The following is an 8,961-nucleotide window of genomic DNA, read 5'->3' as shown; positions in this document are numbered from 1 at the left end:
CGGCCGGTCTGCGAGCAGTGCCGAGGGCTCAAGGACCGCCCGGTGGCGATCATCGACCACCCGCCCGGCGCGGAGACGCAGTGGGACTGGGTCGAGCTGCCGGACCCGCCGGCGCACTGGGGGTGGGGCAGGACCGCGCACCTGCTGGTGGGCGCGTCCTCGCACTCCAGCAGGTGGCGCGCGGTGCTGGTGGAGTCCGAGGAGCAGGCCCACCTGGTCATCGCCCTGCACCAGGTCGCCGAGCGGCTGGGTGGGCTGACCCGGGCGTGGCGGTTCGACCGGATGGCCACCGTCGCGTCCCCGGGGACCGGGAAGGTCACCGCCACGTTCGCCGCGGTCGCCAAGCACTACGCCGTCACCGTCGAGGTCTGCCCGCCGCGGCGCGGGAACCGCAAGGGCGTGGTGGAGAAGGCCAACCACACCGCCGCGCAGCGGATCTGGCGGTCCATGCCCGAGACCGTCGACGGGCGCCCGATCACCGTCGAGCAGGCCCAGGCCCGCATCGACACCTGGTGCGCCACCAAGGGCGACGCCCGCCGCCGGGTCGTCCTGGAGCCCGACGGCACCCACCGGGCGACGACCGTCGGCGCCCTCGCCGACGCCGAGCCGCTGCGGGCCCTGCCGGCGCCGTTCCCGGTGACCACGCAGGTGACCCGCACGGTCACCGCGCAGGGGCTGGTCGCCTACGCGGGGAACTTCTACTCCGTCCCGCCCGAGCTCGCCCGCGCCCGAGTGACCGTCTCGGTGACCCACGGCACGGAGGAGATCCACATCGCCGCAGCGAAGACTCCCGATGTCGTCCTGGCCCGCCACCGCCTGGTCGCCCCCGGCACTGGCGCGACCGTCCGCACCGAGCACCACGTGGTCGCGCTGAACACCGCGGCGATGACCGCCGCCGACACCGGGCCCCGGCACCGGCACAAGCGCCGCGTCCCACCCGGACCAGCCGCCCTGGCCGCCGCCGACGCCCTGCGCACCCCCACCACCAGGCCGAGCCTCGCCGCTGAGGCGGTGGTGATCGACCTGGACACCTACGCCCGCGCCGCCCACGGAAGGAACACCCTCACATGACCACCCCGATGACCGTCTCCGCCGCTTCCACCTACCAACAGCTGCGCACCCACCTCGCGACCTTGAAGCTGACCACCGCCGCCGAGCAGCTGCCCGCGGTCCTAGACGCCGCGACCGCCGAAGGGCTGTCCCTGACCGCGGCGCTGGAGCGGCTGCTGGCCCTGGAGGTCGAGGCGACCGAGGCCCGCCGTCTGGCCGGGCGGCTGCGGTTCGCGTCCCTGCCCTCCCCGGCGACCATCGAAGGGTTCGACTTCGACGCCGCCGCCGGCGTCGACCCGGCCCTGATCGGCGAGCTCGCGACCTGCCGCTACCTGGACTCGGCCACCAACGTGCTGCTCATCGGACCACCCGGGACCGGCAAGACGCACCTGGCCGTCGGGCTGGCGCGCAAGGCCGCCGAGGCCGGCTACCGCACCTACTTCACCACCGCCGCGGACCTGGCCGCCCGCTGCCACCGCGCCGCGATCGAGGGCCGCTGGGCCTACACCATGCGCTTCTTCGCCGGCCCCACCCTGCTGGTCATCGACGAGCTCGGCTACCTCCCACTCCCCGCCGAAGCCGCCTCCGCCCTGTTCCAGGTCATCGCCCAGCGCTACACCAAGACCTCGATCATCCTCACCACCAACAGGGGCGTCGCGTCCTGGGGCGAGATCCTCGGCGACACCACCGTCGCCGCCGCCATGCTCGACCGCCTCCTGCACCGCTCCGTCGTGCTCAACCTCGACGGCGACAGCTACCGCCTGCGCGACCACCACGCCCGCACCGACACCCTGCGCCGCGCCACCACCGGCACCCGCCGACCACTAACCTGACACCGCGACAGGGTGGGGACTTTCAGCGAGCAACCCTGGGGAATTTCGGTGAGCGCCATCAGCGTGACCAACGCCCGTACCGAAGCCGCGAACACCGCCATCAAGAACATCAAGCGCACCGGCCGTGGCTTCCGCAACGAGCACAACTACCGCACCCGTATCCTGCTCGCCAGCGCCGCGAAAACCGCAGCGTGAACACCCTCCTCAGCGAGCACGTTCACCACGAACCGCGAAGACCCGGTTTACCGAGGCGCGAGCGTTGACGACGTCGCGGACGCCTACCTGGCTGAGCGGCAAGCGCCTCCGGAGCATGGCGAAGCGTCTGCAGACGGTGCCCCGGATGACGAAATGGTCTCGGGGCCGCCATCGCTGGGCCGCTTCAGGCTGGATCTCCAGCCGGCCGACAGAGACCGTAGCCGAGGCGCCCACGTCTTCGGCACCATCAAGCATCAGATCCGCCTCCGCCCCGACGACGGAGCTGAGTACGTGATCGCGGTGCAGAACGTGAACCGGTGGGAAGCCACAGGCGTGACTCAGCCTTACGCTCTCGCGGTCGTTCTGGAGCGCGATCGGGAGCACGAGCCGATCTACGCCGAACTCCACGCAGCACTCGAGGTAGAGGTGCAACTAGAGGTGTAGTCGGCATCGGCCGCGTGGGTCGGCGAGAACTGCTACCGCCGCCCCGCCGGCCACCCGCCCTCACTCACGACGAAGGACCCGCGACCCACATCTCTGCAGGTCACGGGCCCTTCGCTCGGCGGAGGATGGGGGCGAACCCCCGAGGGTGTTACCCCAACACGCTTTCCAAGTCGTTCGAGGGGGTCGGGGTGGTGTGTCGGCGTGGTGTTCGTGCAGGTCGGCGGCGTGGGGTGGACTGCGACCAACCGGGGCGAAACGACCCGTCGGCCTCGGTCCTGTGGGCTCTGGGCGACGACGCCACCCGGGCCGCGGTGCACCAGGCCCACCGCACCGCCGTCGGCCAGGCGCTGGCGTTCGTCGAGCAGAAGGTCTCGCGGACGCGGGTCGGGCACGCGGGCTGCCGACAGGTCAGCACCCGAGGCGTGATCACAGCGGCCTTCGACCACTGGGGCAGCCGCGCGGGCGACCCGAACCTGCACACCCACGTCGTAGTGGCCAACAAGGTGCAGGGCCCCGACGGGCTGTGGCGGTCCCTGGACGGCAAGACGGTCCACGCGGCCGTGGTGGCGGTCTCCGAGCTGTACGACGTGCTCCTGGCCGACGACCTTGCCCGGCGCCTTCCGATCGCCATGTCCCTGTGTGACCGCGGTCCGCGCCGCAACCCGGCGTTCGAGATCGACGGCATCGCCGACGACGTCCTGGCCCACTTCTCCTCGCGGTCGGAGCAGATCCACTGCGTGCGACGAGAAGCCCGCCACGTGCCCGCAGCGCCGCGACGGCGGCCTGGTGCTCGCCGAGCCGAAGACAAGGCAGAGCAAGCGGACGCTCCCCATGCCGCGGCCGATGATCGACGCGCTCCGTCGGTGTGGCACAAGTCCGGACTGGTCTTCACCACCGTCAACGGCCGCCCGATCGACCCCCGCGACCACTCCGTGCACTGGGTCAAGTTCCTCGAGGGCGCCGGGTTGCGGCCCGCGCGGCTGCATGACGCTCGGCACACGGCGGCCACGCTGCTGCTCGTCCAGGGCGTCGACCAGCGCGTGGTGATGGACATGCTGGGGTGGACGTCACCGACGATGACGGCTCGGTACCAGCACGTGGTGCCCGAGCTCGTCGAGGAGGCGAACCGGCGGATGAGCGAGTTGCTGTGGGGTGAGACCTGACTGCTGCGTGAGGTGGGAGCGGACGAGTTCTAGAGGAAGTCGCCGTCAGCCTCATCCAGGAGCGCGCACAAGACCTCGGGAGGAAGCAACGTGGAGAAGACGATCTGCCCCTGGGCCGGGGTAATGCCCAGGACCGGTCCAGGTTCGGCTCCCCAATCGTCCCGAGGGATCCCCGGTATCGCATCGAGCAGGACAGCGACGACCTTGTGGTCCCAGTAGCCCTCGGCGGTGACAGCGAGGTAGCTCTCGCCGTCCGTGCTACGCACCAGTGCACCGATCACATGGCGTTGAACTGTGACTGTCCAGAGCTTCCCGTCATGAGCAGATCTTGCGACGGCCTGCCGGACCAGGTCCTTCATCGCGGACACTGCAAGCGTCGTCCGTTCGACGCCCCATCGCTTGTAGTCGATCTCTGTGGGGAGAAGGTGATCGGTGCATGGTTTGCCGGAGCCCTTGCCCTCGCGTACGCACTCTGACTCGAGTCTCGCGTAGAAGTCCCTGCGAGGTGTGTCCTGCTGTCGATGTCCAGCAGCGACCAGCCACCAGCCGGCCGGGGGCAGCTCATGGACTTCCTGGGCATGATGGGGTGTGGCGACCTCGCCGGCCGCTCCGCGCTCGTCCTGAGTCTTGACCTTGAACCAGACTCGGTCGTTAAGGCTCAGGACGCGTTCAGCTCCGCCTGCGGCGAGTTCGTCGGGAAGGTCCTGTGCCTTGCGGAGCAGGGGCTCATTGACCTCTTCAAGTGCTCGGTCCAGGCTGGGAAATCCGAGACCGAGGTCACTGAGAGCACGACGTGTCGGCCTAACGCTTCCCCCCATGGAGCGACCGTATCGCAGCGGCTGGTTGTGCCTGCAGAAGCGGTCGCCCCACGGCGTTAGGAGTCGATGCCGCCGAGCTCGTCAATCTCGGTGGCGCTGAGGCCGGTGAGTAGCGAGACGGCAGACTTCGTGGAGCCATCAAGGGTGCGAAGGGCCTCGAGCACGCCGGACTGGATGAGATCGCGGTGGGTCTCGGCGTACTCGCGGACGGCCGCGTCCACGACGTCCTTCTTCGAGCGCTGCAAGAAGTGGGCGGCGTGGGAGATGAGCTGGTCGGTCTCGGCGTCGACTTTGATGGGCGCGGTTACGGTGGCCATGCGTCCTCCTGGGTTGGTACCAAAGTACCCGGGGTGTATGACGGTAGCAAGTGCGATCCTGTGCCTGTGTACCGGCAGCCGGCCGAAGATGCTGAGTGGCCAGCTCGGTCTCGGGTCGGTAGTCGGCCTCGTGCGCGACTGCTACCACAACTGCTACCACCGCCTGGCAGGCCCCCCCGCGCCCCAACGTCGAAGGGCCCGTCACCCACATCTCTGCAGGTCACGGGCCCCTCGCTCGGCGGAGGATGGGGGATTCGAACCCCCGAGGGTGTTACCCCAACACGCTTTCCAAGCGTGCGCCATAGGCCACTAGGCGAATCCTCCAGGCGTGTAGAGGGTACCGGACGTCGGGTGTGCCTCGTCCACCGGGGAGCGTGCCCGCTCCCGCTCCCGGCGAGCGACCGGCGCATGTCAGCGCCCAGGTGCAGGATCGCCCCAGGCGCCGCCGCCGGCGCGCCATGTCAGGGAGGGTGTCCATGGCCGAGGTGCTGCTGCTCCACCACGCGTGCGGGCTGACCGACGGGGTCCGCGCGTTCGCCGACCGGCTGCGGGACGCCGGTCACACCGTCCATGCCCCCGACCTGTTCGAGGGGCGCAGGTTCGACACCGTGGAGGCCGGGGTCGCCCACGCGCAGGAGATCGGCTTCGACACGGTGACGGCGCGAGGGCGGGCGGCCGCGGACGGCCTGTCGGACGGCTTCGTGCCGATCGGGTTCTCCCTCGGTGTGGTGCCGGCCCAGATGCTCGCGCAGACGCACCCGGGCGTGGGGGCGGCCGTCCTCGTGCACTCCTGCCTGCCGGTCGGCGAGTTCGGCGAGGCGTGGCCGGACGGCGTCCCGGTGCAGGTCCACGGCATGGACCGGGACCCGTGGTTCGTCGACGAGGGGGACATCCAGGCCGCCGAGGCGCTCGTCGCCTCGACCGCGGGCGCGGAGCTGTTCCTCTACCCCGGCGACGCCCACCTGTTCGCGGACTCGAGCCTGCCGTCCTACGACGAGTCCGCCGCCGCACTCGTCCTCCAGCGCGTCCTCGCGCTGCTGGGTCGGGTCGGCTGAGCGGTCAGTCGCCGAGGAGCCGCTGCTCCGCGACCGTGTTCCCGCCGTCGACGACGACGACCTGCCCCGTCACGTAGGACGCCCCCGGCGACGCCAGCCACGCCACGACCGACGCGACCTCCGCGGCCGTCCCGCTGCGGCGCATCGGCACGAGCAGACCCTCCGCCGCCTCGCTGTCGAGCTGCGACCCCGTCTCGATCCAGCCCGGGGCAACCGCGTTCGCCGTGATGCCGCGGGGCGCCTCGTCGACCGCGAGCGCGCGGGTCAGACCGACGAGCCCGGCCTTCGCCGCCGCGTACGCGACGTCCCCGCGCGACGCCATCGCGGGCCCGGTGACGCTCGAGACGGTGACGACTCGGCCCCAGCCGCGCTCCCGCATCCCCGGTACCACCGCGCGCGTCACGGCGAACGCCGTGCGCAGGTTGATCGCGATGCTCCGGTCCCACTCCGCCGGCGGCATGGTGATGTCCCCGGAGATCATCCCCGCGTCGGTCACCGCGACCATCCCGGCGTTGTTGACCAGCACGTCCACCTCGACGCGCCGGGCCGCGAGCTCCTCCGCGAGCGCAGTGACGCCGTCGTCGGTCTCCAGCCGCGCCACCACGGAGGACGCCGCGAAGCCCTCGGACCGCAGCTCCGCCGCCCGCTCGTGGACGCGCTCGCTCGTGGCGGTGAGCACGACGGTCGCGCCCAGCTGGGCCAGCGCGCGTGCCGACGCGAACCCGATGCCCGAGGCGCTCCCCGCCCCGGTCACCAGGGCGGTCCGTCCGGAGAGGTCCCACAGGTCAGGCAGGGTCACGCGCACCTCCGCGGCAACGGACCGCACACCGTCGTGCGCGGCAGGACGGAAGCCGCGTCCGTCCAGGCGCACGCGGGCGCGTCGGTCGGGCGGGTCCGTCAGGACGGATGGTCCTCGTCCGGGGGGATCGAGTCCACCACCCTGCGGAGGTCCTCCTCCGACAGTGCCCGGTCCACCACCAACGCCCACTCCCAGCGTGCGTCGGACCACCGGTGGAGGTGCCGCTCGGCCGAGCCCTCCGCCAGGCCCTGCGTCGGCGTGCCCCCGAGCGGCCACCGGGAGAGCCACGGGTCGCCGTCGACCTCCAGGTGGAGGGAGAACGCCCCGGTGTCGGGGTCGCCGTCGTGCGCGTGCACCCGCGGCCCGGTCGGCCACCATCGCGGCACCGGGAAGCGCTGGCTCTGCAGCCAGGCGTTCCGGGCGCGCATCCGCGTGAGCTCGTCCTCCACGTCCGTCGCGTACGGCCCGTCCCACTCGAAGCGCGCCGGGTCCACGTCCACGCCGGGTTCGAACGAGGTCATCTCCGCCAGCGCACCGACCCCCTCGGCGGCCAGGCGCAGCACCACGCCGGTCGCGTCGTCGACCACGATGGTCGCGCCGTGGGCCTTGTGCGGCGGAGGCTCCAGCCGCACCTCCCACGCCGCACGGCCGATCGCCTCCACCGGCACGGGCGCACCGGCGGGCACGAACCCGTCGAAGCCGCCGACGCCGGTCACGATGTCCGTCGCGTCGAAGAGCCGCGCCGGGTGCGTGAGGTCGTAGCCGTACAGGACCTCGGGGCTCCGGCGCTGCAGGCGCCCCTTCTCGTCGCGGTGGTACGAGTGCTCCGGGCCCTGGACCAGGCGGACCCCGGCGTCGTCCTCGAGGCGCCAGCGGTTCGGCGTGGCGTACCAGAACCGGACCGTGCCGGTGCGAGCCTCGCGGCGGTCGTGCAGGTCCGGGTCGCGGTACCGCATCTCGCCCCGCGCAGACCCGCAGCCCTGCGCCGCCGCCATGCGTCCCACGAGCTGCGCCCACGACGGCGTCGCCCCCGATGCCCTTCCCGCCCCCAGGTCCATGGCCGAACGCTAGGACCCCGCCGGTGCCGTGACCAGGGCAGACGGCGAGAGCCGACCCGGTCCCGCCGGGCACCGTCCCTGCGCCGCTCAGTCCCCGGCGGGCGCCGGGAGCTCGCCGACGTCGCTCCACACCGCCGTCGCGCCGCTGTGCCCGACGAGCACCGTCTGGACGACCGCCCCGGCGCCGACAGCCACCGCCGCGACCGCCACCACGACGACCACGCCGCGGTGCAGCACCGTGCCGCGCCGCCGGAGCAGCTCCACGGCCGTGACCATGCCCCCGACGACGGCGAGCGCGACCACCCAGGGCACGAGCGCCTCGCCCAGGTCGGCGTGGCGCTCGACGAAGGGCGGGTCGCCGAGGCGGGACTGCAGCGCCTCCCCGGACTGCGTCGCGACCGGCACGACGACCAGCGCCGCCACCGCGAGGGCGGCGGGCAGGTAGCCGGCCCACCGGCGGAACCGGGGCCACACGCCCGCCACGGCGATCACGAGCGCCGCCACCGGCACGAGGACGACGGCGGCGTGCACCACGAGCGGGTGCAGCGGCAGCCCTGCGACGACGTCGAACACGATGCCTCCCGGCGGCCCGGCCGGCCGCTGCGTCAGCGGCCCGACCACGATGGTTGAACTCTCCACCAAGGCGTACCCCGGTGTCTGCCCCCCGCGGGGGCCGTGCCAGGAGTTCGGAGCCGCCGTGCCGGTGGACGGGGCGGACGCCGGACGGGCGCGTCGGGTCGGACCCCGGAACGGGCCCGGCCCCCGATTCGGGAGGGCGCCGACGCTGGGCTAGGCTTGCCACAGACCCCTCGTGCGGCGTCATCTCGCTGAACCCCCCCAGGGCCGGAAGGCAGCAAGGGCAGGCGGGCTCTGGCGGGTGTGCGGGGGGTCCTTGCATGCCCGGAGCCGCCGGACCGCAGCGGGCCGGCGCGCTGGGTGTCGTCGCACGCGTCGGCCTTGGTGCGCCCCGCCGGCCAGGAGCACACTGCCGCCCATGGACCCCGTCCTCAGCGCGCTGGCCCTCGGGGCCGCCGTCGGGCTGGGCATCGCGGTGCCCCTCGGCGCCATCGCGGTCCTCCTGCTGCAGACGGGCATGGAATCCGGGTGGCGCACCGCCGCGGCGGGCGGTCTGGGTGCCGCCGCGGTCGACCTCACCTATGCCGCCGTGGCCGTGGCCGCGGGGACGGCGGTGGCCGGCGCGCTGGCGGCCCACGCCCGCGCCGTGCAGC

Annotated in this window: 10 protein-coding genes, 1 tRNA gene, 1 other RNA gene and 1 pseudogene; 7 read left to right on the top strand and 6 right to left on the bottom strand. The window is 72.6% G+C overall.

Annotated features, from left to right (window positions below; translation table 11 throughout):
• The 4 genes from N866_RS12960 to mobF all read left to right on the top strand — a co-directional run.
• Window positions 1-1,071: Mu transposase domain-containing protein (locus N866_RS12960; RefSeq protein ID WP_034226985.1), on the top strand; the 1,071-nt coding region annotated here is incomplete at its 5' end.
• Entirely contained in the window at window positions 1,068-1,883 is an 816-nt protein-coding gene (gene istB, locus N866_RS12955) for an IS21-like element helper ATPase IstB (RefSeq protein WP_034226978.1), read from the top strand. The genes N866_RS12960 and istB, both read left to right, overlap by 4 nt.
• 12 nt (window positions 1,884-1,895) lie before the next feature.
• Window positions 1,896-2,078, top strand: coding sequence for a transposase (locus N866_RS22125; protein ID WP_155855357.1), 183 nt, complete (start codon window positions 1,896-1,898; stop codon window positions 2,076-2,078).
• A 569-nt stretch (window positions 2,079-2,647) separates the two neighbouring features.
• A complete protein-coding gene (gene mobF, locus N866_RS12945) occupies window positions 2,648-3,685 on the top strand; it encodes a MobF family relaxase (protein ID WP_081802629.1) in 1,038 nt (345 codons plus the stop codon).
• Between the two features lie 29 nt (window positions 3,686-3,714).
• Here the strand turns inward: mobF and N866_RS20985 are convergent, their stop codons facing one another.
• The 3 genes from N866_RS20985 to N866_RS12930 all read right to left on the bottom strand — a co-directional run bounded on the left by N866_RS20985 (window position 3,715) and on the right by N866_RS12930 (window position 5,144).
• On the bottom strand, window positions 3,715-4,503 hold the full coding sequence (locus N866_RS20985) for a hypothetical protein (RefSeq protein ID WP_034226969.1): 789 nt from the start codon (window positions 4,501-4,503) through the stop codon (window positions 3,715-3,717).
• A 56-nt stretch (window positions 4,504-4,559) separates the two neighbouring features.
• On the bottom strand, window positions 4,560-4,820 hold the full coding sequence (locus N866_RS12935) for a hypothetical protein (RefSeq protein ID WP_034226966.1): 261 nt from the start codon (window positions 4,818-4,820) through the stop codon (window positions 4,560-4,562).
• A gap of 239 nt (window positions 4,821-5,059) precedes the next feature.
• Window positions 5,060-5,144, bottom strand: a tRNA-Ser gene (locus N866_RS12930).
• Window positions 5,145-5,296: 152 nt separating this feature from the next.
• Here N866_RS12930 and N866_RS12925 point away from each other — a divergent pair.
• Window positions 5,297-5,875 carry a dienelactone hydrolase family protein gene (locus N866_RS12925; RefSeq protein ID WP_034226964.1) on the top strand — a complete coding sequence of 193 codons (579 nt, stop codon included), beginning with the start codon at window positions 5,297-5,299 and terminating at the stop codon, window positions 5,873-5,875.
• A gap of 4 nt (window positions 5,876-5,879) precedes the next feature.
• Here N866_RS12925 and N866_RS12920 read toward each other — a convergent pair whose 3' ends face one another.
• The 3 genes from N866_RS12920 to N866_RS12910 all read right to left on the bottom strand — a co-directional run bounded on the left by N866_RS12920 (window position 5,880) and on the right by N866_RS12910 (window position 8,371).
• Window positions 5,880-6,674 carry an SDR family oxidoreductase gene (locus tag N866_RS12920; protein WP_245612585.1) on the bottom strand — a complete coding sequence of 265 codons (795 nt, stop codon included), beginning with the start codon at window positions 6,672-6,674 and terminating at the stop codon, window positions 5,880-5,882.
• 98 nt (window positions 6,675-6,772) lie between these two features.
• Window positions 6,773-7,732 carry a hypothetical protein gene (locus tag N866_RS22440; protein WP_155855356.1) on the bottom strand — a complete coding sequence of 320 codons (960 nt, stop codon included), beginning with the start codon at window positions 7,730-7,732 and terminating at the stop codon, window positions 6,773-6,775.
• A gap of 87 nt (window positions 7,733-7,819) precedes the next feature.
• Window positions 7,820-8,371, bottom strand: a complete 552-nt coding sequence (locus tag N866_RS12910; protein WP_155855355.1) for a DUF2231 domain-containing protein — start codon at window positions 8,369-8,371, stop codon at window positions 7,820-7,822.
• A gap of 161 nt (window positions 8,372-8,532) precedes the next feature.
• On the opposite strand from N866_RS12910, the gene ffs reads away from it, so the two are divergent.
• An RNA gene (ffs, locus tag N866_RS20505) (signal recognition particle sRNA small type) lies at window positions 8,533-8,629 on the top strand.
• 97 nt (window positions 8,630-8,726) lie between these two features.
• A pseudogene (locus tag N866_RS12905) lies at window positions 8,727-8,961 on the top strand (hypothetical protein); the annotation flags it as partial.

Origin of the sequence: Actinotalea ferrariae CF5-4 (assembly GCF_000603945.1) — a bacterium.
Classification (GTDB): domain Bacteria; phylum Actinomycetota; class Actinomycetes; order Actinomycetales; family Cellulomonadaceae; genus Actinotalea; species Actinotalea ferrariae.
This window is presented reverse-complemented; position numbering and strand designations above follow the sequence as displayed.

Excerpts from the sequence above, each read along its gene's own strand:
- N866_RS12935 (WP_034226966.1), bottom strand. The coding sequence starts at position 4,820 with ATGGCCACCGTAACCGCGCCCATCAAAGTCGACGCCGAGACCGACCAG.
- istB (WP_034226978.1), top strand. The coding sequence starts at position 1,068 with ATGACCACCCCGATGACCGTCTCCGCCGCTTCCACCTACCAACAGCTG.
- N866_RS22440 (WP_155855356.1), bottom strand. The coding sequence starts at position 7,732 with ATGGACCTGGGGGCGGGAAGGGCATCGGGGGCGACGCCGTCGTGGGCG.
- N866_RS20985 (WP_034226969.1), bottom strand. The coding sequence starts at position 4,503 with ATGGGGGGAAGCGTTAGGCCGACACGTCGTGCTCTCAGTGACCTCGGT.
- mobF (WP_081802629.1), top strand. The coding sequence starts at position 2,648 with ATGGGGGCGAACCCCCGAGGGTGTTACCCCAACACGCTTTCCAAGTCG.
- N866_RS12925 (WP_034226964.1), top strand. The coding sequence starts at position 5,297 with ATGGCCGAGGTGCTGCTGCTCCACCACGCGTGCGGGCTGACCGACGGG.